The sequence below is a fragment of the Natrinema ejinorense genome, from assembly GCF_002494345.1.
GTDB classification, from domain to species: domain Archaea; phylum Halobacteriota; class Halobacteria; order Halobacteriales; family Natrialbaceae; genus Natrinema; species Natrinema longum.
Genome location: NZ_NXNI01000001.1, coordinates 432,899 through 456,634 on the forward strand (window position 1 = coordinate 432,899; position 23,736 = coordinate 456,634).

A 23,736-nucleotide genomic window follows, 5' to 3' on the forward strand; every position below is an offset into this window, starting at 1 on the left:
GACGGTTATCGTCTTGGACGAAGCCGACCAACATGTCGTCTCACTGAACTAAATACTGCCGATCGACCCGTTTCTCGAGTTCTGCACCGAAAACGTGACGATCCTCGAGCAGCCCGATTTCGTGTCGGCCGTCGGTCTCAGTCATCGTTCGCGTCGTTCGATCGCTCGGGGCGCTCGACTGCGTCGGGATCGGGCCAGGTGACGCTTCCGAGGAAGGGGATCCCGATCCGTTCGGCGGCACGGGCGATCATGTGTGAACCGGTCGGAACGGTCAGGAAGAGGAAGGCGATTCCGATGAGCGCGGTCAGCCCTTCCTCGCCGGGGCCGAAGTGGACGAATCCGGCCAGGAAGATCGCGGCAGTCCCGAGCGTCGTGGGCTTGCTCGTGGCGTGCATTCGGTTGTAGACGTTTGGCAGACGAAGCAGGCCGATCGTCCCGACGGTCAGGAAGAACGTGCCGACGACGAGCAACGCGATGACGACGATCGCGTGGATCATTCGATCACCTCGCCGTCGGTGACGAACTTGGCGACGGCGACCGTCGCTATAAATCCGATAATAGTGAGCACGAGGCTCACGGTGATAAAGAGGCCGCGATCGGTCAGCAGCGCGAACAGGACCGCGATCGCGACGACGTTCGTCGCGATGGTGTCCAGTGCGACCACACGGTCCGGGTTCGTCGGCCCGCGAATCACGCGATACCCACACAGGACACAGAGCCCGCTGACGAGGACCAGCGCGGCCCGGATCGCTGTCTCGAGGACGGCGGGATCGGCGTCAGTCATCGTCGACACCTCCACCTTGGCGATCCCGTCGCCTGTCTCTTTCGCCACCCGAGACGACGATTTCGGGTGCCGGATCCGATGGAGAGGCGCCTTCGTCGAAGAGTTCGAGGGCGTAGTCCTCCCAGGTTCGGATCGGTTCGGCGATGGCCTCGGGATTGCGGCCGTTGACGCCGTGGACATACAGGGCGTTGGTCTCGTCGTCGTAGTCCAGCGTCACCGTGCCGGGCGTGATCGTGATGCTGTTCGCGATGACGGTGATCGCGATGTCGGACTCGACCCGGAGCGGCACCAGGATCACTTCGGGCTCGATCGGCATGCCCGGCGAGAGGACGCGGTAGGCGACGTCGAGGTTCGCCCGCAGCAGTTCCCAGGTAAACGCGCCGAGGTAGCGTCCGGCGTAGGGAAGCACGCGAACGCCCCGCCCGAGATCGACGTGTTTGCCGTACAGCCGCCGGAAAACGAAGGCGACCGGCAGCCCGACGAGCAGTCCCGCCAGGAGCCCCCGGACGAGCGAGATGGGTGTGAGGGGGAACCCGCGGACGAACACCCACAGGACGGCGAAGACGATGCCAATGACCGGCCAGGTTCGAACTCGCATCAGTGTTCACCTCCACTCGAGGGTACCAGTTCGCTCGGGTCCGTGGGATCGACGGCGTCGACGTATCCCTCGGTATCGAGCGCGGCTTCGGCGGCAGTTTCGGCGAACTCGTAGACTGGATCGAAGCCGACGCCGACCGTGACGATGGCCGCCGCGAGGACCGCGAGGACGATCACCTGTACGGAATCGACGGTCGCCGTCTCGACGGCGTCAGTCTCGGCCCCCCAGAAGCTCTGATTCCACAGCCGGGTCGTGTAGGCGATCGTCAACAGGGAGCCGACGAGCAAGAGGACGATCACGGGACCGGCCCTCGCTCGAGCCGCGGCGTCGAAGACGAGGAACTTGCCGAAAAAGCCCGACAGCGGCGGGATCCCGACGAGCGCGAGCGAGCCGACGAACACGGCGATCGCCAGCGGGGGCGACCGCTTCGCCATCCCGCCGAGATCGTCAAAGCGACTCGTCCCCGTGGCGGCTCTGACCGTCCCGACTGCGAGGAAGAGCAGTCCCTTCGCCAGCGTGTGGTTGAGCGCGTAGACCAGCGCCGCGACGATGGCGAACTGGCGCAGCGTCGGATCGATCGTCGTCGCCGCGATCGCGACCGGGATCGCGATGAACCCGACCTGCCCGATGCTCGAGTACGCGAAGACGCCCTCCATGGAGTCGCGGCCGACGGCTCCGATCCCGCCCACGAGGATGCTGGCGGCGGCCATGAGGAACAGCGCCGTGCCGACGAACGGGAGCGGGGACTCCCCCGCGATCGCCGCGTTCAGGACCGGCAGCTGCAGGTCGACGGCGACCTCCGCGCCGGCGAAGACGGTAAAGGAGAGCCGGATGATGGCGTAGATGCCGACTTTCTTCGTCGCGCCGGCCAGCAGCGCCGTTATCTGTGGCGGTGCGGCCCGGTAGGCGGTCGGGATCCAGAACTGGAAGGGGACGAGGCCGGCTTTGATCGCGAACACCGAGAGGAGCAGTCCGAGGAGGCCGACGACGGGGACGGGCTCGAGGCCGTAGGCCGCCGGCTCGGCGAGCCGTTGGGCGAGATCGGCCATGTTGAGCGTTCCGGTCGTCGCGTAGATCCCGCCGACGCCGAGCAGGAACACGGCGCTGGCAAGTAGGTTGAGCGTGACGTACCAGAACGCGGCCCTGGTGTGCTGGGGGCCGCCGCTGTAGGCGACGAAGACGTAACTGGCCATCAGCATGACCTCGAACCAGACGAAGAGGTTGAACAGGTCGCCGGTGAGGAAGGCCCCGGTCACGCCCAGCGCGAGGAAGTGAAAGAGCGGGAAGTAGTAACTGCGCCCCTCTCCGCCGGGGAGATGTCTGGTCGAAAAGACCAGCGATGCGACTCCCAGCACGGCCACCATGGTTAGCATGAACGCCGAGAGGCCGTCGGCGACCAGCGTGATGCCGAGGGGGGCCGGCCAGTCGCCGACCTGGTAGGTCGCGATTCCCGGCGCGTCCGGCGCGAGAACGATATACCAGTCGATAGCTGCCACCGCGACCGCGTAGGCGGCGCCGGCGGCGAGGCTCACGGCCGCTCGAGTCCGTGGGTGTCGGCCCAGCAGGAGCGAGCCGACGGCCGCGGCCAGGACGATCAGCATCGGCGCGATCACGAGCTGCGATTCGGTCCCGACTGGCATCGTCGTCATCGTCGTCATCATCATTCACGATCACCGAGTTCCGTGACGTCTAACGTATCGTGTTCCTCGTAGACGCGATACGACAGCACGAGCGCGAACGCGGTCATGCCGAAGCCGATGACGATCGCGGTCAACACCAGTGCCTGGACCAGCGGGTCGGCGGTCTCCGGAACGCTCTCGCCGTGACCGGCGAGGATCGGCACCGAGTCGGCGGTCGCCGGTGCGATTCCGGCCATCGCCAGCAGGTAGACGTTCGCGGCCTGGCTGATGATCGCCAGCCCCCAGACGACCCGGATCAGATCCCGACGCAGGAGCAGGAAGGTCCCGAGGGCGAACAGTGCACCGACCGTCGCCGCGAGCACGACGCCGGTCATTCGGCTCCCACCACCGAGAGGATCGTGAGGAGGCCACCGACGACCACGCAGTAGACCCCGAAGTCGAACGCGAGCGCGCTCGCGACCTCGAGGTGGTCGTAGATCGGGATCCCCTCGAGGGTCTCGTAGGTCTGCGTGAGGAACGGCCGGCCGAACAGCAGCGGCGCGAGGCCGCTGGCGACCGCGATCGCGAACCCGTAGGCGAACAGCCGGCGGTAGGCCACGACGACGCGGTCCCGCGAGGGTCCCTTGCCGGGATCGACGTCCCGGCCGAGGACGCCCCGCTCGAGGAAGTCCAGCCCGAACGCCATGTACACGATCGCGAACGCCGTCGTCGTGAGCACGCCGCCGATGAAGCCGCCGCCGGGCAGGTTGTGGCCCTCGAAGAACAGCGAAATCGCAACGACCAGGATGATCGGGACGATCGCTCGAGCGGTCGTGCGCATGATGACCGTCGTCATTCGTCCTCACCCCCGGTCGGACCGCCGTCGGATCGGGTTCCGGCGGGCCCGTCGTCGGTAGACGAACCGCCGTCCGTCTCGCCGGCGGTCGGTCCACCCGTGCTCGAGCCGCCGGCGGGCGGGACGTCGGTCCCGGCGGTCCTCGAGTCGTCGTCGCCGCGCCCGCGCATGACGATCAGCGTCAGGATCGAGATCGAGGCGACCGCGATCACCGCGAGTTCGCCGAGCGTGTCGAACCCGCGGAAGTCGACGAGGGTGACGTTGACGATGTTGGTGCCGCCGCCCTCCGGAACGGCCTTCGCGGCGTAGTAGCGTGCGATGTCGGTCGACCCGTCTGGCCTGGCGGCGGTCGTGACCAGCACCGTGACGAACGCGGTCACGCCGACTGCAACCGAGAGGACGGCGTCACGGGCGACCGCCCCCAATTCGATCTCTTCGGATTCGGGGATCTCCTCGATGACGAGCAGGAAGAGCACGAGCACGAGCGTCTCGACGACGAGCTGGGTCAAGGCCAGATCGGGCGCGCTCGCGAGGATGTAGAAGATGGCGATCATAAAGCCGAGGATCGAGAGCGTGAGGACGCCCGCGATGTGCGAGTCCGAGAGGGCGACGGCAACGCCACCGATCACCGCGACGAGCAACACGAGCGCGATCGGCAGCGTCACCTCGATCCCGAAGGCGACGGGCGAAATGGCGCCCGCCGCGACGAAGCCGGCGAGTGCGAGCGTACAGGTCGCCGCCAACGTCCACGTCGCGTACGTCCGCAGGAGTCCGTTGTGGACCGTCTCGGCGAACGCCCGTCCCTCGTCGGTGAGCCCCTCGACGATAGTATCGTACCACCAGTTCGCCCGAATGGGTGGTATCCCTCCGACGAGCGTTCGGACGCCGTCGTGGATGCGGCCGTAGGCTGGATACGCGAGGAACCCGACGCCGATGGTCACCGCGCTCATCCCAACCGGCGTCGAATACGATGTCGGGAGCCCGACGTGCATCTCGTGGGGATCGACGGCCGTCGCCTCGAGGCCGGACTGGACGATGACGTCGACGGCGATGTCGGGGTCGACGCTGACGAGTGCGGCCAGCAGCGCCAACACGGCCGGCGGGACGAGCAGGGTTACGGGTGGGCGATGGACGTGGCCGAGCCCCTCGGGCCGGTCGCCGAAGAACAGCGAGAGGAATCGCAGCGAGTAGAGGACGGTGAAGATGCTCCCGAAGACGGCGACGGCGGGATAGAGCCAGCCCAGCACCCCGATATCGTGGTAGTGACTCGCCTCGACGGCGGCCTCGAAGAGCAGTTCCTTCGAGTAAAAGCCGTTGAACGGCGGAAGACCCGCCATGCTGAGTGCAACGATAGTCGTGATCGCCGCCGTGACCGGGAGGTCGTGGCGAAGGCCGCCGAGTTTCGCGATCTCTCGCGTGCCCGCCTCGTGGGCGACGATGCCGGCGACGAGGAACAGTGCGGCCTTGAACAGGGCGTGGTTGAGAAGGTGGAAGACGCCGGTTTCAGCGCCGTACACGGACGTAAAGCCGAATCCGGCGACCATCAGGCCGAGATGGCTCGCCGTCGAGTAGGCCAGCAGTTCCTTGATGTCCGTCGACGCGACGGCCATGATCGCACAGACGGTCATCGTCGTCAGGCCGAGCGTCGCAAAGAGGACGAGCCACTCGGGTCCGACGAGCATCGGCCGAACGCGGCCGATGAAGTAGACGCCGACTTTGACCATCGTCGCGGAGTGGAGAAACGCCGACACGGGCGTCGGGGCTGCCATCGCGTTGGGGAGCCAGAAGTGCAGCGGGACCTGTGCGGACTTGGTTCCCGCGCCGATGGCGAACAATCCGAGTACCGGAAGGAACAGTCCCCGCTCGCGAAGGGCCTCCTGCATCGCGTCGGGGTTCTCGAGCATCGCCGCGAGGTCGAACACTGCGACCGCCGACCCGGAATCGACGACGTCGACGGCGACGAGCGACAGCAGGAGGAAGCCGACCAACAAGAAGAGGCCGCCGCCGACGGTGATGAACATCGCCATCCGGGCGGCGTACTGCGAGGAGTCGTCAGCGGTGTAGTAGCCGATCAGGACGAACGAACAGAGGCTCGTGAGTTCCCAGAACAGAAAGATCGCGATCAGATCGGCGGCGAGTGCGACGCCGACGATCGATCCCATAAAGGCGAGCAACGCGGCGTAGTATCTGGTGAGCCCCGACTGTCCGTGCATATAGGCGGGCGAGTACGTGAAGATGAGCGCTCCGATACCGCAGGCGAGCAACGCGAACAACAGCGCCCAGCCGTCCACGGAGAACCGAAGCGCGATATTCAGCGCGGGGATCCACTCGAGGGCGACGGTTCCCTCCTGGCCGTACTGGGTTCCGAGGAGTCCGAACGATGCCAGTGCGACGACGGTGCCCGCGTATCCGGTCCGCTCCCCGAGAACGCGGACGAAAAGCGGCGTGAGCGCTGTCGCGACGAACGGCAGCGCGACCGCGGCGATGACGATCGCCAGGTCGGGAGACATTCGATACGCCGGGGTAGGGGAAGACCGGCCTTAAACGGTTACCTTTCGGATAGCCGAACGATGATCGGAATCGATCGACACGAGCGGGGGACGATCGGGTTCGAATCGGCGGGGCCGGTTCGCGACTGACGACTCCGACACGCTTATTCGCGAACGGGGACCATTCACGTGTAGTGAGTACTGAGACGCCAGAACCGACCGAAACCGAAGCGTTCGAACGGGTCTGTGAGACGCTCGTCGAGCGGATCCTCGCCGGCGAGGTCGAGCGCGACGAGGTCGAGAAAGCCAAACTCGAGGCCTGTTCGGAACACTCGGCGCCCAAGGTGCCGAAAAACTCCGAGCTGCTGGATTACGCGCCCGAGGAGCACCGCGAGGATCTCGAGACCGTGCTCCAGCGCAAACCGGTTCGGACGGCGTCGGGCGTCTCGCCGGTCGCGATCATGACCTCGCCCGAGCGCTGTCCCCACGGGAAGTGTCTCTACTGTCCGGGCGGTCCCGATTCGGAGTTTTCCTCTTCGCAGAGCTACACGGGCGAGGAGCCCGCCGCCGCTCGCGGCGTCCAGAACGAGTACGACCCCTACGGGCAGGTGACCCTGCGCCTGGAGCAGTTGCGCCAGATCGGTCACCCCGTCGACAAGGTCGAGCTCATCCTGATGGGCGGGACGATGACCGCCCGCAGCCACGACTATCAGGAGTGGTTCGTCAAGCGCGCCCTCGAGGCGATGAACGACTACGACGTCGACAAGGAACCCGAGCCGGCCCAGGGGGTTAGCTTCGCCGAGGATCCCGAGGAGTACGAGTGGCAGTACCTCGAGGACGTCATCGCGGAAAACGAGACGGCGGACATCCGCAACATCGGGACGACCTTCGAGACGAAGCCCGACTGGTGTGATCCCGAACAGATCGATCGGATGCTCGAGCTTGGCGGGACGAAAGTCGAGGTCGGCGTCCAGACGACCTACGAGCGAATCAACAGGGAAATGCACCGCGGCCACGGCGCTCAGGCGTCGATCGACGCCAATCAGCGGCTGCGCGACTCGGCGTTCAAGGTCGGGTTCCACATGATGCCGGGCCAGCCCGGGATGTCGAAGGAAATGTGTCTGGAGGACTTCCGGCGACTCTTCGAGGAAGAACAGTGGAAGCCCGACTACCTGAAGATCTACCCGACGCTCGTGGTGCGGGGCACTGCGACCTACGACTGGTGGCACAGAGACGAGTACGATCCCCTCTCGAACGACGAGGCCGCCGACCTGATCGCGGAGATCAAGGACATGATCCCCCGGTACACTCGGCTCCAGCGCGTCCAGCGGGACATCCCGGCGGACTTCATCGACGCGGGCGTCTGGAAGTCGAACCTCCGCCAGCTCGCGCGCAAGCGCATGGACGAACACGGCTGGACGTGTGAGTGTATCCGCTGTCGCGAGGCCGGAATGCACGACGAGGAGCCCGAAACCGTCGAACTCGACGTAACCCGCTACGAGGCCTGTGGCGGCACCGAGCACTTCATTTCCGTCGAGGACTTCGACAAGGACCTCCTCGTGGGCTTTTGCCGGCTCCGGTTCCCGAACGATCCCGTCCGCCCGGAACTCGAGAACGCAGCGCTGGTCCGGGAACTGCACGTCTACGGCTCGGAAGTCGCAATGGGTGACGACGGCGCGACAGACCAGCACCAACACCAGGGCTACGGCCGTCGGTTGATGGACCACGCCGAGACGCTCGCCGCCGACGCCGGATACGACAAGGTAAGCGTCATTTCCGGCATCGGTGCTCGAGAGTACTACCGGAACAAGCTCGGCTACCATCAGGACGGTCCGTACGTCAGCAAACGAGTGTGAGTGGACGGTCCGTACGTCAGCAACCGCCTGTAAGTCGGGCTCGTGGATCGTGTCGTCCGGATCGCAGCGCCCGCTTGGGCGGTGTCTGACTCCGATGTCGTATTTATTGGCGACGGTGTAGATCTGGATTATAATCGAAAAATTTATTCGGGTAATCCCACAATTATCCGCTGCCGACAGTGGTCGGCACCGTTGTCAAACCCCCCCACTCCGACAACGCCACACCACATCACCGTCCGATCGAGTGCGTCGAACGCCACTCATCGTTCGATTCCTGGTGCGGCCATCTCGGCGCGCTCGTCCCCGGACCTTTCTGTGTCGTCGCCATCCCGTCAGTTTCGTTCTCTCATGCGCTCTCGGGTAGCCAGAGCGGTGCGTCCACGGTGTGACGGCCGCCGTCGACGACCGTCTGCGAGAGAAGCCAGTCGGTTACTCCATCCTCGGAAGTCGGAAGGTGGTGCTGGGCCGTCCGAGGGCGGTGCGTTCGTAAACGCCGGTCGTCCTGTCGTGCCGACCGGGGTACAAACCAGCACACAGCCCAACCGCGGGACGGGACGCCTCGCCGTCCTCGGCGAAGCGGTCACGCCTCGCGCGCCCTCCGATAGCCGATCCCGCCCTCGTAACAGAGGTAGCCAAGCGCCACTCCGCCGGCGAGGAGGCCGAGGATCGTTCGGTCGGTACCGTCGGCGACAGCGAGAAACGACAGGAGCAAGGCGAGGCTGACCAGCGCTGCGGTTCGAATGCGAGTTCGCGGCGCGTACTCGCCATCGCCGTCGGTCACCGCGAGGTACAGTTGTGGTCCGAGAATCGGGATCACGACGACGACGAGCACGCCGAAGAGGACGTGCTCAATCTCGAGGATCAGCCCGATACTCAGTCCCGCAACGAAGAGAACAGCCGCGATAGCGAGAACGCGGTTCTCTCGTGAGAGCATAGAACACATTCGGGCGCTGATAGTATATCCTTTCGGATGGCTGTGGAACGAAGTCGTCGACGTCCGGGTCACGACCGGCGAGAGCGTCAGTCGATCGTGACCTCGAGTTCAAGCAGGCCGAGGTGGGGCGGTGCACCGCCGCCGTTCGTGCGGAACTCCTCGGGCGTCGAGTTGACGACGTTGTAGAAGTCCGACTGGCTGGTCGGGACGAGCATACTGCCGTCGTCGCGCTGGAGGAACGCCGGGGTGTCGGTGCCCTCGATGAGTTCGAGTTGTTCCTGCCAGTCCTCGTCGGCGTAGATGAAGGTGCCAAACGAGAACCGCCCTGCGGCGAGCGCGTCGTGTTTCGACAGGAACAGTCCGGCTTCCTCGGCGTTGTACTCCTCGTCGCTCACCCAGGCGATCGCCGCGATGCCCTCGGCCTGGAGGAGGTAGAAGTCCCAGGAGAGCGTCGCGTCGAACACCGCCCAGACGCTGCGCGGGCCGACGGTGTGGAGCTCGACGCTGAACGCGGGCCGCAGTCGATCACCCTCCGGTTCGGGGACGAAGGTGGCGTCGTAGCCCGGCGATCGGATCCCGCGGTCGTGATAGACGACGCCGTCCATATCGATCCCCGCGTCGATCCGATCGACGATCCCGCGGACCGTCGCGCCGCCCTGCTGCTCGAGGTGCTCGAGGAAGTCGGGAAATCGAGAGACGTCCGTCCAGGGTTGCTCGTCGTTCGCGCTCATACTTCGTGCCCTCCGCAGGCGGTGTGTGATCGACACTGGTCCCCGACACACGACAGCGGCCTGCCCACATCGGCCGTGGGGTTCCCGGTAGCCTCGTCCATAGGTCTTACTGGGTGGTGGCGCGGATTAGGCTTTCCGACCTCGAGGCGGTACCCCGCGAGTCGGGCGTCGAGTCACGGCCGCCGGGATCCGGTCGGTTCGGGCGCTGGTGTCGGAGCGACACGTCTTTTTGACCGGGCCGGGCAGTGTGAGGTATGGATTCAAAGCGGGAACTCACCAGCGTCGACCTCGCGGCCCTCGTCGGGGAACTCGGTACCTACGAGGGGGCGAAGGTCGACAAGGCCTACCTCTACGGCGACGACCTCGTCCGGCTCAAGATGCGGGACTTCGATCGGGGCCGCATGGAACTGATCCTCGAGGTCGGCGAGGTCAAGCGGGCCCATACGGTCGCCGCCGAGCGGGTGCCCGACGCCCCCGGGCGGCCGCCGCAGTTCGCGATGATGCTCCGAAATCGATTGTCGGGTGCCGACTTCGCCGGCGTCGAGCAGTACGAGTTCGACCGCATCCTCGAGTTCGTCTTCGAGCGCGACGACGGGACGACGCGGATCATCGTCGAACTGTTCGGCCAGGGGAACGTCGCGGTCACCGACGGCGAGTACGAGGTGATCGACTGTCTCGAGACCGTGCGCCTGAAGTCCCGTACCGTCGTTCCGGGCTCGCGCTACGAGTTCCCCGACACCCGGACGAACCCGCTGACGGTCTCCCGGGAGGCCTTCGACCACGAGATGGACGACTCCGATACGGACGTGGTCCGAACGCTCGCGACCCAGCTGAATTTCGGCGGGCTCTACGCGGAGGAGGTCTGTACCCGTGCCGGCATCGAGAAGGGGCTGGACATCGACGACGCCGACGAGGACGTCTACGACCGACTCTACGAGACCATCGAGCGACTGGCACTCGACATCCGAAACGGGAACTTCGACCCGCGACTCTACGTCGAGCGCGACGACGAGGGCGACTCCGAAGAGGGCGATGACGGCGGAAGCGATGGGCAGGCCGTCGACGTGACGCCGTTCCCGCTCGAGGAACACGACGACCTCGACGGCGAGGCCTACGACTCGTTTCTCTCCGCGCTGGACGACTACTTCTTCAGGCTCGAACTCGCCGAGGAGGAGGAGCCGGATCCGACCGATCAGCGTCCGGACTTCGAGTCGGAGATCGCCAAACACGAGCGGATCATCGAGCAACAGCAGGGCGCGATCGAGGGGTTCGAGCAGGAGGCCGATTCGCTGCGCGAACAGGCTGAACTGCTCTACGCCGAGTACGGGTTGGTCGACGACATCCTCTCGACGATTCAGGGGGCCCGCGAACAGGACCGCTCCTGGGACGAGATCAGGGACCGGTTCGAGGAGGGTGCCAAGCAGGGTATCGACGCGGCGGAAGCGGTCGTCGACGTCGACGGCAGCGACGGCACCGTCACCGTCGGAATCGACGGTGAGCGGATCGACCTCGACGCCCAGCAGGGCGTCGAACAGAACGCGGACCGACTCTACACCGAGGCAAAGCGCGTCGAGGAGAAAAAAGAGGGTGCGCTGGCGGCCATCGAAAACACTCGCGAGGACCTCGAGGAGGCAAAGCGCCGCCGCGAGGAGTGGGAGGCCGACGAGAGCGACGGTGCGGACGAGGACGAGTCCGAGGGGGAGGACGACGACGAACGCGACTGGCTCGCAGCGCCGTCCATCCCGATCCGCGACAACGAGCCCTGGTTCGATCGGTTCCGTTGGTTCCACACCAGCGACGGCTTCCTCGTGATCGGCGGCCGCAACGCCGACCAGAACGAGGAACTCGTCAAGAAGTACCTCGAGCCGGGCGACGTGGTGCTCCACACGCAGGCCCACGGCGGTCCCGTTACCGTGTTGAAAGCGACGGACCCGAGCGAGGCCTCCTCGAGCGATATCGAACTGCCCGACTCGAGCATCGAGGAGGCAGCCCAGTTTGCCGTTTCCTACTCGTCGGTCTGGAAAGACGGTCGCTACGCGGGCGACGTCTATGCCGTCGACTCCGATCAGGTCTCGAAGACCCCCGAGAGCGGCGAGTACCTCGAGAAAGGCGGGTTCGCGATCCGGGGTGACCGGACGTACTACCGCGATACGCCGGTCGGCGTCGCGGTCGGCATCCAGTGTGAGCCCTACACGCGCGTGATCGGCGGTCCGCCGTCGGCGATCGAGACGCAAGCGGAGACGACGATCGAACTCGAGCCCGGCCGATACGCTCAGGCCGACGCGGCGAAGCGTCTCTATCGACGCTTCCGCGAGCGGTTCGCCGACGAGTCGTTCGTCCGAAAGATCGCGAGCCCCGACCGGATCCAGCACTTCATGCCACCGGGCGGCAGCCGGATCACGGACGACTGAGACGGCCTCCTGTCCGGGCTGACTCTCGTCCCGCTCCGGCTGACGACCGCGGCGCGATCGCTGGCCGCCATCGGCGGAGTCGTCGGCTCGCTGCTCGAGGGGAGGCTGCATCTGCCGGGGCCGCGATTACACGGCGGCTCGTGGACGCGCTCGTATGGTCGAGATTGATGCCGACACCGAGACGGAGCCGGAGCTGGGCACCGCCACGATCGTGTACGAGCTGCCGGGAGAAGACGTCGAACGCGTCACCGTCGACAACGACCGGATCGCTTACTTCCAGGACCACTGGCTGTTCGCGTACGGGACCGACGAGGACGGTAACGACGTCGTTCGCCGCGTTCCCAAAGCACGCGTCCACTTCGTCGAACGGTCCGTCGAGGAGGTCACCGAAACGTTCGAATCCGGCCTCGAGAAGGCGAAGGCGAAACTCGAGGACCTCCGCGAGTGAGGCTCGGGGTATTCGTGGAGACGGGAGGCAGGAGGGGTGGCCTCGAGTCGGACGGCTCGAGCGGGACGACCACACTCGAGTAGCGCTGTGGCCAACGTGGTGCTATCGACGTTCGGCGGTCGTGTCGTCGGCGTGCATCTCCGGAATCGAGATGCGGATGTCGGACCCCTCGTCGTACTCGGCCGTCGGGTGACTGGACCGGTCGGGCCTGCCGCCCTCACTGTCGCGTTCGACGTTGCGAGTCACGCGGCGCTCCGCGGCGTCGTACGACGACCCCATGGCGATCAGGAACCCGACCATCGCGGTCACGAGCGCGATGACGCCGATCGCGACGGCACCGATCGAGGCCACGGTCCCCGAGAGGACCTGTCCGGAAACCAGCAACGAGACTGCCGTGACGGCTGCGATCAATCCGAGTAGTCGCGCGAGTCGACCGGTATCGAGGCCGCGATAGGTCTTCTCACCGGTCGTATCGGACAGGACGGTGAGGATCCCATTGTAGGAATCGTCGGTCCGGGCGTTCCCGAGCGAGTGCGTCGATTGTGCGACCCAGACGCCCGCCGTGAAGTTGAGGAACGCGACGAACGAGACGAGTCCGATCTGGCCGTCGACGAACAGTCCCGACACGATCGCGCCGGTAAACGTCACCGCCATGATCGCGTGGGTCACGAGCGACCGAGTGCCGAAGTCTTCGAGTTGTGCGAGGTGTCCCATGTTCATGCCTAGCAGAGGGGGGCGACGAGGATAGCGTTGGTCCCTACGTATGTCAATTGTTTACAACTATCACGACTGTCGGCTTCGACGGACGGATTCGATCGGGTAGCCGGCTGCTCGAGCGCGAAGCGTCGCTCAGTTCGGCCACGAGTCGCGACTTCGGCGGGGGTACACACGCCGTGCTGTCGTCGGAACCACGCGGACCCGACGATTTCGATCGGTTCCCGCCGATTACAGGACCCGGTCGGGTTAGAGCAAGTTGTTTTCAGCGATCGGACCGATAACGGGGAAACTCGTCCGGTTCCCCTGGAACGCCATGATCAAGAGGTAAAGCCAGATGAGCAAGAGGGCGAACCCGATCCCCATCTGCGAGAGGAACGAGAGGATCCCGATCAGGAACCCCAGCACGTCGCCGACGAGCATCGCCACGACCGTCGTGAAGACGTTGAGCGCGATGTATATCGCAGTCGAGGCGACCCCGAAGACGATGCTCTGGGCAGCGTGGAAGCGGGCGAACTCGTTTTCGTCCTCGAGGAGATAAATGAGGATCCCCGTCAGCGGCGAGAACAGGTACGCGATCGCACCCAGTACGTTCCCGTCGGGACCGAGGCTGGTTGCTGACGATGCGGCTGCTGTCGTTCCGGTTGCTGATTCGTTTCTCGTTGACATCGGTGATCCACCCCATAGACCGGGATGAGTACTTCCCTGTATTGGATAGGCCTTACATAAAAATACCGTTTACCGTCGTAAAATCAAACGTATGCGGATCTCGGATCACTGTCCGCGAAGGGGTTACCAATCGGTTGACCGCGACCCCGAGCACGAGCGACCGTCGATCGGATCGCAGTCCACTTACCGCCACCCTGCAAACGAACGTCCATGCAGATCAAAGACCGGGAGCAGGTCGAGGGCGGCCGCGAGCGGGTCACCGTCGTCCCCGAGAGCGTCGACGACCTCTGGCACCTGCAGTACGTCCTCGAGCCCGGCGATCGCGTCGCGGGCGATACGACTCGACGGATCCAGCGCAACGACGACCAGATGCGGGACACGGGCGGGGAGCGCGAACACATGTGGGTCGCCATCGCCGTCGAGACGATCGAGTTCCACAAGTTCGCCAACCGGCTGCGGGTCGGCGGCGAAATCGTCGCCTGCTCGCGCGAGGACCAACTCGACTTTCACCACACGCTCAACGTCGAAGCGCGCGACGAGATTTCGATCGAAAAGCGATTCAAGCCCGATCAGGTGGCCCGCCTCGAGGAGGCCGAGGAAGCAACCGAGAATCCCGACGTCGCGATCGCTACGGTCGAAGAAGGACAGGCCCACGTTCACACCGTCGCCCAGTACGGTACCGAAGAACGAGCGACGATCACCGGCACGACCGGCAAGGGCGAGTACGCCCGCGGGCGCTCGGAGTTGTTCGAAGAGCTCGCGACGGTCCTCACGCGCCTCGAGGTCGACGCGATCATCCTCGCCGGGCCCGGCTTCACGAAGCAAGACGCCTACAAGTACCTCGAAGACAACGAGCCCGAGGTGGCCGATCTGATCACGATGGTCGACACGGCGGCCGTCGGCGACCGGGGTGTCCACGAGGTGCTCAAACGCGGCGCAGTCGCGGACGTCCAAGAGGAGACCCGGATCGAAAGCGAGGCCGAGTACATCGACGAACTCACGCGGCGCATCGCGGACGGCGCCAAGGCGGCGTACGGTCCCGAACAGGTTAAAAAGGCCGCGGAGTTCGGCGCGATCGAGCGCCTGCTCGTGCTCGACGATCGATTACAGCGTGAACGCGGTCCGGACGGCGAGTGGGCGATCAGCGTCGACGAAATCGTCCGCACGACCGAGCAGAAAGGTGGCGACGTGACCGTCTTCTCGAGCGAGTTCCCGCCCGGACAGCAGCTTTCGAATCTCGGCGGGATCGCGGCGCTGTTGCGGTATCGACTCGAGTGAGCCGACTGCAGACGGCTCGCCGTCCCGGTCACTCGACGCGCAGTTCCTCGCTGGCTTCGATCAACTGGATCAGGACGGTGGCAAACAACGATCCGGAACTCCAGATCGCCGTCTCGCCGTCCCCACCACCGAGAACGCTCACGAGGATACTATCGTCGTCGCCGATGATGATCCGCCCCGACTGTTGCTCGTCCGCCCGATGGCCGGGCGGGCGTTCGACGATGACGCCCTCGACGTCGGCAAACCGATCTCGAACTCCCGGCGCCCTGCTGACGACGATCACCGCGACACCGTTTCGTGCCCGCTCGGCGAGGGTCCGTTCGATCGCGTCGGTGAGGAGATCGGTGCGGCGGGTCCCGAAGACGATCCGTTCCTCCGCCTGCGAGAGGATATCGACGGTCCGGTCGTCGACGCGGTCGCGGCCGCGAACCGTCCAGATGTCTTCCTGGGTCTCTTCGCCGGCCGGTTCGCTCTTGACGGTTTCGACGTAGTCGAACGCTCGGTCCTGTTCGTGCTCGAATTCCTCCCGGAGAATCTCTCGTGCCTCCTCGACGCTGACCGGTCGGTACCGGATCGGCTTCGACTGCTGGACCTCGAGGAGCCCCCGTTCCTCCAGGCTGTCGGCGACGCTGTAAACCTGCGATCGGGGGACGTCGGTGCCGTCTGCGACGTCTCGTGCCGTTCCTGTGCTCAGCCGATGCAGTGCGATGAACACTTTGGCCTCGTAGCTGGTAAGCCCGAGCTGCTCGAAGGCGTCGACGGCCTCGGCTTCGTCGCTATTCACTTCTCGTCACCTCCCTGGTAGTCGGCGTCGGTCCCTCCATCGCTCGCAGTTGAGGTCCCCGTCCGTCTCCCGGGGGTGTCGAACGAGACGTCCGGCCCGAAGTACCGCGTCCACATGACCAGCAGCGTCGGCAGGACGACGACGCTGGCCAGGAAGGCATACGTGATCGTCAGCGCGGTAATGATCCCGAACTGGCGGAGTGCGGGGAGGATCGCGAACGCGAGCGTCCCGAAGCCGCCGACGGTGGTCGCCGCGCTGCCGAGCAACGCGCCGCCCGTCCCCGTGACGGTCGTCCGTAGCGCCGACCAGACGTTCCCCTGGCGCTCGAGCTCGAGCGTGTAGCGGGCGCTGACGTGAATGCTGTAGGCGACGCCGAGTCCGACGGTGAGACTCGTGATCATCCCCGTAAGCACGTTGAAGGGCATCCCGATGAGGTACATCGTCCCCAGAATCCAGCTGACGGAGAACGCGACCGGCAACAGGGTCACGGCACCCAGCGAAGCACTGTTGCCGGTCACCCAGTACGAACCGGTGAGGAACAGGAACACCGCCACGAGCGTAATCAGCAAGCTCTCGAGGACGGTATCGAGCAGGTCCTGTTCGACGATGTGATTGACGATCGGATCGCCGGTAGCGATCGCGCTCCAGCGGCCGTCGCTGCCGTCTTCGATGTCGCCGGCGATCGTCCGCATCTCGCTGGTCGTTTCGCTCGTCGTGGCATCGCCCAGGGCGACGACCAACCGTGCGGATTCGTACGCTCCGCCCTCGGACCGGTAGAGAACCTGGTTCGCGGCGTCCTCGTCGATCTCGTAGAGCTGATCGTACAGCGCCGAGACGTTCTGTTCGGGAACGCCGTCGTCGTCGGTATCGGCCGCAGTGAACGACTCGTTGAACGACTCGTTTTGCGCGGCGATCCCTTCCATCGTCGTCAGCGGATCCTGTACGTCGGCCTCGTTCGTCGCGAGCGTGTACGCGATCTCGCTGTCGGCGGCATCGTTCCGGGCGTCGTCGATTTCCTCGAGTACGGCGGGGTCGGTGACGGTGCCCTCGACGAGGATCTGTGCCTGCTGGTCCTCTCGCTGGAAGTTCTGATTGACGTACTCGAGGTCGTCCTTGGCGTGGTACTCGCCGGGACTCATCCCGCCCGGGAGGGTTTCGGTCCACGAGGGGGGACTGTCCGCGAGGAAGTCCTCCTCCTGGAAGCTGGTGTCGACCTGGGTCGCACCGTATACCCCGCCCGCAGTGAGCAACGCGACGACGAGGAAGACGACCAGGGGAATCCGTCTGGCGGCGGTCGAACCCACCGTCAGAAGGTCGCTGAAGCGCCCATCGCCGGTCCCGAACGCACGTTTCCGTCGATCGATGCCGCGGGACTCGAGGAACTCGTCGATCTCGACCTTGGCGGCCGGGATCAGCGCACCGAAGACGATCAGTGCGGTGACGATCCCGACCGAGCTGACGATGCCGAACTCCCTGATGGGGCCGATGGGACTGACGAGATTCGAAAGGAAGCCGATCACGGTCGTGGCCGTCACCCAGACGAGGGCGGTACCCACGCCGGCCAGTGCGATCCCCATCGAGCCGCGGACGGTCCCGCCAGCGCCGTCCGCCTCGCGTTGCTCGCGGTGGCGCATGAAGACGTGAATCGCGTAGTCGATCGACAGGCCGATCAGGAGGACCGGCACTGCGACGAACAGTTGGTTGAACGCGATCCCGGTCCAGCCCATGAAGCCGAACGTCCAGACGAGGACGGCGACGATGCCGGCGACGCCGAGGACGATATCCAGCGGATCGCGGTAGGCGATCAACAGCGCGATCACGACGAACAGCAACGCCAGCGGGCCGACGATGGCGAGGCTGTCGGCCATCGACCGGTCGATCTCGTCGGTGATGATTCCGCTCCCGAAGACGAGATACGAATCGTCGTAGTCGGTTGCCAGCTCACGGATCTGGAGTTGGCTGTCGACGATCCGATCGCTGACCGCGCCGCCGACCCCACCCGTTCCGTCGTCGGGAGTCGACTGGACGACCGAGGTTACCCGTGCCTCGGCGTCGGTACTGCCCTCTTCGTAGGACGCCGACAGGAGCGCGAGCGCGGCGTTGTCCTCGGAGTCGTTCGTCGACAACGTCCGCTCGAGCGTCCGCTCGAACGCCGCGTCGTCGAGCTCCTCGATGGCCGCGATCTGTTCGTCGAGTGGCGGTCGATCGTTGCTCTCCAGGGCTGCGTACTCCGCTTGGAGGACGCCGGCCGTTCCCGACCGATACGCCTCCTCGAGGTCGGCGGTGAGTTGCTGGTAGTCGGGGTTCTCGCGTGGGTTCGCCGACAGGGATTCGATCTCGTAGCGCTGGGATTCGATCTCCCTGACCTGCTGTAGTGCCGACTCGTAGCGGGCCGTCTGGGTCTCGTTGAGTCCCCTCGTCGAGCGCTCGGAGACGACGTCGAACTGTCCCTCGAGTTCGGCCGCCCGTGGCTGGTACTCCGACCGGTTGATCGAGCCGCTCTCGAGGGACGCGTTGAGCTGCTCGTACTGGCGCTGGAGTCCGGCCGTCTCGTTGAGCCCGTCTTCGAGTCGTGCGCTGGTTTCGTTCACCCGTTGGGCGTCTTCCGTTCTGATCGCCGTGATGGCGACCAGATTCTCGATGCCAGTGATCGGCTGCTCCTCGGCGAGGGTCGCGTTGATCGACTCGTTGGCTCGCAGTTCCTGCTGGAACTCGAGGGACGCGAGCAGCGACTCTCTCGTAAGCACGTCATCACCGCGTGCGATTACCTGGACGCGGGTCGTGTTCTCCTGTTGATCGCTCGTAAAGTTCCCGTCGATCCGCTCGAGAGCCTTCGCTTCCTCGGATTCGGTCTCGAACTGGGAGAGGGAGGAATCGTCATCGACCATCGGTGCGCCAGCCCCGACGAGCGCCGTCGAGACGAGGAGGATCACGAGTACGATCCGTGAGTGGGCGGTGATGGCGCGTGCGATCCGTTCGGGGCCGCTCATCCGTTCACCACCGGGTTCGTATCGGAGTCGTCGTGCGGGACCATTCTGTTGTTATGTTCCTACAAACAGGCTCGTATTTACGTGTTCGGAATGGCTGGCTTTTTGAAACGTTCGGATCTCGCTCGAGGCCCGGAGCTCACGAATCGGACGCGAACGCACGGTGCAGCCATAGCAGTCGCCCTTGCAGGTACCGCGGTTTTGTGAAACGAGAAGCACCACCGCGACCGTTGATGTGACCCACTATTCGGCGACTGGGTTCACAGAGTCGATCGACAACTCGGGATTGGTCATAGCCCGGAGGCCCGCGTCAGATCTCACGTCGGCGTTTTCTGATACGTCTGGAGTCGGTAGATAGTGCGGCCTGCTCCGAGGAGGACGATGGCGGCGAACGCGAGCGTGACTGTCTCGGGCAACGATGTAACGGCAGCAAACAGCCCGAATACGATCGTTGCAACTCCCACTCGGATCGCGAGATTGCCGACGATATTCGCTGCGACTTCTTTCGGGACGTCCGTCGATGTATCGTATCCAGCGATGAGGAACGTCCATTCACGATACTTGATCAGATACCCGAGGAGGGCGGTCCCGAGTCCGACGATCACCGTTTCCGGCGATTCGGCCAGTGACTCGTCATACGTGTTAGTACACTCACCTGCGACGTAAAACTGTCTAGAAAACAATTCGAACGGACTATTCACTGTCCGCGTAAGCTTCGAACGGCATGGACTTGCCGTTGCTGGAAACCCGGAACCAACGGAAAGAAGGCGTGTGGAGTTCGCGGACCGGGATTTGAACCACGCGAAGACGGTCTCGCTCGTTTCACTCGCGAGCGTGCGTCTCCTCTCATTCACCTCCCTCTTGCGATTGCTGTTGCTCGCGGTATTGCTCGCAACAGAAATGCGCGGACCGGGATTTGAACCCGGGCCATGAGCTTGGAAGGCTTCTCTCACAATCCGTGTGATTTCATCCATCAAACAGGGTTCAATTCATCACAGAATGACACAGATTCAATACTGACTTCGACAGCCACCCCGTCTCCGTCTTGCATTTTCTCTCGTCAACGTTCCCGGTTTCCTCATCTCGTAATACTATCTAGAATATTATAAATACCCGTGTCGTGAGCTTCAGGGCTTACATCTATAACACGTACCATTCGGTCTACCGCTGTTTTCAGTCGGTCACGATTTCTCACCGCTACGGGTGGTTCTCAGTGATCGATCCGAACGATTACCCGAACGCGGAGGCATAGTACGTGATCGCTGATCCTGATTTCCCGCCCGACGACGAACTCGAGGAAATGACATCTGATGCGGTTCGTGAGCGATTGCTGCGGTTCATCGGGAGACGCGAGATGGACAGTCACTAGGAGATCTACGACGCAATAGCTGACGAATATTAAAACTCCGTGTCAGGATCGTACCGAGCCCGGATGATCCTCGGAAGTCGCGTTCGCGTCACTTCCCACAGTAGTCCGACGGGAGTTTTTTCCAGAAAGTCGACGCCCTGGTACTGATAGTCGCTCTCCGGCGAGGCCCGCTGCTGAAAGTGGTCGAACGGGATGTCCGATTCCTCCGGATGCGGTTGTCGGTGCCAGCCGCAGTCGTAGCCCGACGACTCGACGTAGTGGAATTTGAACTGGTCGCCGATCCCGTCAGGGTGCGTCCACCAGTTGATCTCGAGTCTGGCTTCGTCCGCATCGACGAGTCCATCGACCAAGATCTGCATATCGAAGCGAGCGACGAGTTTCCGGTCTTTCTGGTCGCGTGTCGGTCTGACGACTACCGTCTCAGTCGCAGGATGGTGGTTCAGATTGATCCGTAACTGCTCGAAGATTCGCCCCCGACGACCGGATAAATCGCTCGGGTCGGATCCGCCATCAGCCAGCAAAGCGCCGAGATACATTTATACGGCGGAATCGACCGGCGGTCGGTAGCGGTGACTGAATTTTTCGTATCGCTCGAGCGCTTCCTCCGCTATCGAGACCATGTGTGCGTGCGTGTCCCACTCGGAGGCCCTTTTGAAGTACTTCCGCGCCTCCCTCGAGGATGTGTCTTCGGCCGTCGCGAGTTTCCGCAACTCATCTGCGCTCTCAACACTGTACGTTTCCCTGAGTTCCTCGATGTCCTCCTTTGCGGTGACCGCTATCGTCTCGATCTCGTCGCGAGTGTGTTCCTCGATCAGCTGTGACACTTCTTTGAACCGCTGGTACGCGGCATCGGGGTAGTACGTCTTCGCACCTCGCTGTTCGACCGCACTCAGGATATGCAGATCGACCAACCGCTCGAGGTGACTCCGTGCCGTCGTCGGTGATACCTCCGCTCGCTCCGCGATCCAGTCCGCCGTCCGCGGTTGTTCGACCGTCAACGAAACCGAAATCACGCGGTCGACTCCCGGCATCTCGTCCGTCCATTCGTCGGTATGTTTTGCCTCGTCCCCGATTTCGATCGCTTCGGGCGGTGCCAGAGATTCGTCGTCAGCCATATCTTGGTCTATTATTTGGTCTCGAGAACAATAGCCTTGTGTGTACACTAATTATATGCTCTCCACATGTCTTTTGACTGCTAACTACTCGCGGGTACTGTGTCCGCGAACCCTACATAGGCGAATGTCAATCCCATCGATTCGGTTCGCCTTATTTGAATAGTAATCAACCCATCCGTTCGAGTGCCGCTTTTCGCCGAGTCCTCTTTCGGAATCCGTACTACGCCGTTCGACGCGTCTATCCACGATGTTGTCGCTCGCCGCACTTCGATCGGACGCAGTCCGACGTCCAAGGTCGTCCACAGAAGGGACGGTATTTTCCAACTGTTCGTGGCTTTCCAGTCGTCTACCGTCACGTCTGCCTTCGCCTTGCCCAATCGCTGCGCGAGATACCGCCGCCAGCGCTCGCGCTCATCCGGCGTGACGGTGTCGTAGTTGGGAATCCCTCTATATTCGAGCGCGGCCTCCCGGACATGCTCTCGTTCGCCACGTGTGAGAAAATCGCGCGGACTGTGGCGCGGTCGCGATGCAAACGATGGTTTTTATTCCGGTGGTCTCGGTAGGAGACGCACTGTCGAGGGTTGAGGTGTTTCGCTGACGGTTCGGGTACGAGGACGATGTTCTCGGTTTTTTCACTCATAGGTCGATGGACCGCGTACTGTCTACGTGAGGAAACCCGGAAGCCACGAGTTACGTCTCGTCCAGTTTCGCGTGAACCCTGTTCGTTGGTCGCTGGCTTACTGCACTGAGATGGTCTTCGCTCGAATGGGCGCTGACGATGCGGAGAACGGTGATGCGCGGACCGGGATTTGAACCCGGGCCATGAGCTTGGAAGGCTCAGGTCCTACCACTAGACCATCCGCGCGCAGTTCCGGATTTTCGTTCCACGTTTAAGGCTCTTCCTTTTCGGTTCGATCCCCCGCTAGCGATCAGCGCCACCGGCGACCTCGAACGACGCGGGAAAAAACGGACGCAGTACTCGACAGCCGATTCGGATCGAGCGGGCACGAGCGCCCGACGACGTCGATCAGTCGGCGGTGCTCACCGCTCGAGCCACGGTCGGACGTCCAACAGCGATCCGACCCCTGTGGCGAGACGGTGGCTACGCGTTCGATCCGGTGGCGGTCACTGTCGCGTAACAGTTCCCACTCGAGAGTTCCACCTCGCAACACTCGAGGGTGCTGCCGGCGAGTTCGGCCTCGAACTCGTCGGGAGCATAGATGTGGTAGAACCGGTCGACCGTCTCGCCGCCGGGAAGGGTCCACTCGATCGTCGTGTCGAACCCCTCGGTCTCCTCGAACTTGTCGTGGGCAGTCGACCACGCGCTAACGAGTGCACGGCCGCCCGGACTGAGCACGCGCGCGAGTTCGTCTAAGCTGGCCGTGCGGGCGGTCCGCGTCGGCAGATGGTGCAGCGTCGCGACGTAGACCGCCACGTCGATACTGTCCGTCGCCAACGGAAGCGCCGCGGCATCCCCCTGAATCAGGTCGACGGCGAAGCCACGCTCGAGGGCCCGTGCGTGCCCCGTCTCGAGTAGGCCGCGGCTGACGTCGAGACCGACGACGGACTCGAGGTCGGCAGCGAGGAGTTCGGCATGGCGGCAGTTGCCACAGCCAAGGTCGAGCCCGACGCCTGTGCCGTCGCTCGCGTGGGTCTCGACGAACGCCTCGACTTCGGGCCAGGCGTACTCTCGCGTGGACGCGAAGTGGTCCGCGATTCGATCGTAGGTGTCGCGTACGTCGGCGCGACGGGTTCCCTCGTCTCGGCTCTCCGTTCGGTCTCGAGCCCGATTCCGGTCCTCGGCCATCGTCTGGTGTCGGCGGGGAACGCGCAAAAAGCGTTCGCAACCCGTTCGAGGGCCCCGCGTCGATCGGTCACGGTCGCGTGTCGACGGTGAGAATGTGGCACCGTGACGGGGACTCGAGGAATTCGAGGGGTTTATCTATTCCCGACGGGAACTGTGGGATGCGTACGAGGGCTCGTAGATCAGGGGTAGATCACTCCCTTGGCATGGGAGAGGCCCCGGGTTCAAATCCCGGCGAGTCCACTCGAAATTAACTGTTATCTCGAGGGTTTCCAAAACTCGAGTAACAA

21 protein-coding genes and 2 tRNA genes are annotated in these 23,736 nt (G+C 64.0%); 5 read left to right on the forward strand and 18 right to left on the reverse strand.

Annotation, left to right across the window (positions count from 1 at the left end; genetic code table 11):
• Positions 1 to 137: 137 nt before the first annotated feature.
• From mnhG to mbhE, 7 genes are read right to left on the reverse strand one after another with little or no spacing between them, the layout of a single operon-like run.
• Positions 138 to 497 carry a monovalent cation/H(+) antiporter subunit G gene (gene mnhG / locus CP557_RS02315; RefSeq protein WP_097378419.1) on the reverse strand — a complete coding sequence of 120 codons (360 nt, stop codon included), beginning with the start codon at positions 495 to 497 and terminating at the stop codon, positions 138 to 140.
• Positions 494 to 784, reverse strand: coding sequence for a monovalent cation/H+ antiporter complex subunit F (locus tag CP557_RS02320; protein WP_097378420.1), 291 nt, complete (start codon positions 782 to 784; stop codon positions 494 to 496). The genes mnhG and CP557_RS02320 overlap by 4 nt, the downstream gene beginning before the upstream one ends.
• Entirely contained in the window at positions 777 to 1,382 is a 606-nt protein-coding gene (locus tag CP557_RS02325; RefSeq protein WP_097378421.1) for a Na+/H+ antiporter subunit E, read from the reverse strand. The genes CP557_RS02320 and CP557_RS02325 overlap by 8 nt, the downstream gene beginning before the upstream one ends.
• On the reverse strand, positions 1,382 to 3,031 hold the full coding sequence (locus tag CP557_RS02330; protein WP_211290230.1) for a complex I subunit 5 family protein: 1,650 nt from the start codon (positions 3,029 to 3,031) through the stop codon (positions 1,382 to 1,384). The genes CP557_RS02325 and CP557_RS02330 overlap by 1 nt, the downstream gene beginning before the upstream one ends.
• 11 nt (positions 3,032 to 3,042) lie before the next feature.
• On the reverse strand, positions 3,043 to 3,396 hold the full coding sequence (locus tag CP557_RS02335; RefSeq protein WP_097378423.1) for a sodium:proton antiporter: 354 nt from the start codon (positions 3,394 to 3,396) through the stop codon (positions 3,043 to 3,045).
• Positions 3,393 to 3,857 carry an MnhB domain-containing protein gene (locus tag CP557_RS02340; RefSeq protein WP_097378424.1) on the reverse strand — a complete coding sequence of 155 codons (465 nt, stop codon included), beginning with the start codon at positions 3,855 to 3,857 and terminating at the stop codon, positions 3,393 to 3,395. Before CP557_RS02340 ends, CP557_RS02335 begins: the two co-directional genes overlap by 4 nt.
• Positions 3,854 to 6,367 (reverse strand): hydrogen gas-evolving membrane-bound hydrogenase subunit E, encoded by a 2,514-nt coding sequence (gene mbhE, locus CP557_RS02345; RefSeq protein WP_097378425.1) that lies wholly within the window; start codon positions 6,365 to 6,367, stop codon positions 3,854 to 3,856. The genes CP557_RS02340 and mbhE overlap by 4 nt, the downstream gene beginning before the upstream one ends.
• 173 nt (positions 6,368 to 6,540) lie before the next feature.
• Between mbhE and CP557_RS02350 the strand changes: the two genes are divergently transcribed.
• On the forward strand, positions 6,541 to 8,202 hold the full coding sequence (locus tag CP557_RS02350; protein ID WP_097378426.1) for a tRNA uridine(34) 5-carboxymethylaminomethyl modification radical SAM/GNAT enzyme Elp3: 1,662 nt from the start codon (positions 6,541 to 6,543) through the stop codon (positions 8,200 to 8,202).
• 580 nt (positions 8,203 to 8,782) lie between these two features.
• Here CP557_RS02350 and CP557_RS02355 read toward each other — a convergent pair.
• Both CP557_RS02355 and CP557_RS02360 read right to left on the reverse strand, forming a co-directional pair.
• Positions 8,783 to 9,136, reverse strand: a complete 354-nt coding sequence (locus CP557_RS02355; RefSeq protein WP_245852868.1) for a hypothetical protein — start codon at positions 9,134 to 9,136, stop codon at positions 8,783 to 8,785.
• Between the two features lie 86 nt (positions 9,137 to 9,222).
• Positions 9,223 to 9,867, reverse strand: coding sequence for a hypothetical protein (locus CP557_RS02360; protein ID WP_097378427.1), 645 nt, complete (start codon positions 9,865 to 9,867; stop codon positions 9,223 to 9,225).
• A gap of 254 nt (positions 9,868 to 10,121) precedes the next feature.
• Between CP557_RS02360 and rqcH the strand changes: the two genes are divergently transcribed.
• Together rqcH and CP557_RS02370 are read left to right on the forward strand one after the other, a co-directional pair.
• Positions 10,122 to 12,278 carry a ribosome rescue protein RqcH gene (rqcH, locus tag CP557_RS02365; protein WP_097378428.1) on the forward strand — a complete coding sequence of 719 codons (2,157 nt, stop codon included), beginning with the start codon at positions 10,122 to 10,124 and terminating at the stop codon, positions 12,276 to 12,278.
• A 154-nt stretch (positions 12,279 to 12,432) separates the two neighbouring features.
• Positions 12,433 to 12,726 carry a hypothetical protein gene (locus CP557_RS02370; protein WP_097378429.1) on the forward strand — a complete coding sequence of 98 codons (294 nt, stop codon included), beginning with the start codon at positions 12,433 to 12,435 and terminating at the stop codon, positions 12,724 to 12,726.
• Positions 12,727 to 12,828: 102 nt separating this feature from the next.
• Here CP557_RS02370 and CP557_RS02375 read toward each other — a convergent pair whose 3' ends face one another.
• Together CP557_RS02375 and CP557_RS02380 are read right to left on the reverse strand one after the other, a co-directional pair.
• On the reverse strand, positions 12,829 to 13,446 hold the full coding sequence (locus CP557_RS02375; protein WP_211290165.1) for a hypothetical protein: 618 nt from the start codon (positions 13,444 to 13,446) through the stop codon (positions 12,829 to 12,831).
• Between the two features lie 243 nt (positions 13,447 to 13,689).
• Positions 13,690 to 14,109: a DUF4870 domain-containing protein gene (locus tag CP557_RS02380; RefSeq protein ID WP_097378430.1), complete on the reverse strand. Its 420-nt coding sequence runs from the start codon at positions 14,107 to 14,109 to the stop codon at positions 13,690 to 13,692.
• Positions 14,110 to 14,319: 210 nt separating this feature from the next.
• On the opposite strand from CP557_RS02380, the gene CP557_RS02385 reads away from it, so the two are divergent.
• Complete coding sequence (locus tag CP557_RS02385; protein ID WP_097378431.1) at positions 14,320 to 15,387, forward strand: mRNA surveillance protein pelota; 1,068 nt, start codon at positions 14,320 to 14,322, stop codon at positions 15,385 to 15,387.
• A gap of 28 nt (positions 15,388 to 15,415) precedes the next feature.
• On the opposite strand, the gene CP557_RS02390 is transcribed toward CP557_RS02385, so the two are convergent.
• The 7 genes from CP557_RS02390 to CP557_RS02425 all read right to left on the reverse strand — a co-directional run bounded on the left by CP557_RS02390 (position 15,416) and on the right by CP557_RS02425 (position 23,449).
• Positions 15,416 to 16,171: a TrmB family transcriptional regulator gene (locus tag CP557_RS02390; RefSeq protein ID WP_097378432.1), complete on the reverse strand. Its 756-nt coding sequence runs from the start codon at positions 16,169 to 16,171 to the stop codon at positions 15,416 to 15,418.
• Positions 16,168 to 19,161, reverse strand: coding sequence for an efflux RND transporter permease subunit (locus CP557_RS02395; protein WP_097378433.1), 2,994 nt, complete (start codon positions 19,159 to 19,161; stop codon positions 16,168 to 16,170). The genes CP557_RS02390 and CP557_RS02395 overlap by 4 nt, the downstream gene beginning before the upstream one ends.
• 314 nt (positions 19,162 to 19,475) lie before the next feature.
• A complete protein-coding gene (locus CP557_RS22045; protein WP_143825018.1) occupies positions 19,476 to 20,132 on the reverse strand; it encodes a DUF3784 domain-containing protein in 657 nt (218 codons plus the stop codon).
• A gap of 424 nt (positions 20,133 to 20,556) precedes the next feature.
• Positions 20,557 to 20,886 carry a hypothetical protein gene (locus CP557_RS02405; protein WP_245852869.1) on the reverse strand — a complete coding sequence of 110 codons (330 nt, stop codon included), beginning with the start codon at positions 20,884 to 20,886 and terminating at the stop codon, positions 20,557 to 20,559.
• A 177-nt stretch (positions 20,887 to 21,063) separates the two neighbouring features.
• The gene (locus CP557_RS02410) at positions 21,064 to 21,642 is read right to left on the reverse strand and encodes a winged helix-turn-helix domain-containing protein (RefSeq protein ID WP_097378436.1); all 579 of its coding nucleotides are present in this window, start codon (positions 21,640 to 21,642) and stop codon (positions 21,064 to 21,066) included.
• Between the two features lie 794 nt (positions 21,643 to 22,436).
• Positions 22,437 to 22,507, reverse strand: a tRNA-Gly gene (locus CP557_RS02420).
• 237 nt (positions 22,508 to 22,744) lie between these two features.
• Positions 22,745 to 23,449 carry a class I SAM-dependent methyltransferase gene (locus CP557_RS02425; protein ID WP_097378437.1) on the reverse strand — a complete coding sequence of 235 codons (705 nt, stop codon included), beginning with the start codon at positions 23,447 to 23,449 and terminating at the stop codon, positions 22,745 to 22,747.
• A gap of 168 nt (positions 23,450 to 23,617) precedes the next feature.
• Between CP557_RS02425 and CP557_RS02430 the strand changes: the two genes are divergently transcribed.
• Positions 23,618 to 23,689: transfer RNA gene (locus tag CP557_RS02430), tRNA-Ala, on the forward strand.
• The last annotated feature ends 47 nt before the right edge of the window (positions 23,690 to 23,736 follow it).